Origin of the sequence: Mesorhizobium sp. M7D.F.Ca.US.004.03.1.1 (assembly GCF_003998635.1) — a bacterium.
In the GTDB taxonomy this organism is placed as follows: domain Bacteria; phylum Pseudomonadota; class Alphaproteobacteria; order Rhizobiales; family Rhizobiaceae; genus Mesorhizobium; species Mesorhizobium loti.
The window spans coordinates 1-404 of sequence record NZ_RZQG01001856.1 but is presented as its reverse complement, the minus strand read 5'-3'; the positions used below and the strand labels follow the sequence as shown (position 1 = coordinate 404).

Annotated in this window: 1 pseudogene; it reads right to left on the bottom strand. The window is 61.9% G+C overall.

Annotated features, from left to right (window positions below):
- Positions 1-404 (bottom strand): annotated as a pseudogene (locus EN935_RS40395) (ribonuclease R); the annotation flags it as partial.

The following is a 404-nucleotide window of genomic DNA, read 5'->3' as shown; positions in this document are numbered from 1 at the left end:
TCAAGCGTCGCCGGCTTGACGGCTTCGGATTCAGCGATGACGTCGGTCGGGAAAATATGCGGAATGTCATGCGCGTGTATGGCGATCATCGAGACCGCCTTTTCGCTGGTCAGCGAACCCAGCACGTTGAGCACCTTGGCTCTCGGCAAGCCATAGCGGGAGGCCCTTGCGGGCTCGACCTCGACCAGGTCGCCGTTCTTGGCGCCGTTCTGGAATTCCTTGTCGACAATCAGTTCGGGCTGACGCCGTTCCACCGGTTCGATGCGGAAGGTGCCGTCCTGCAGGATGCGAAAGACACCGAGCACGGCATCGGTGCGCTTCTCGAAAATCTTCATCACCCGCCCGGTGTAGGCGGGGCCGGTCGCTTCGTTGGTCGGCAAGGTTTTTGCCAGCACGCGGTCGCC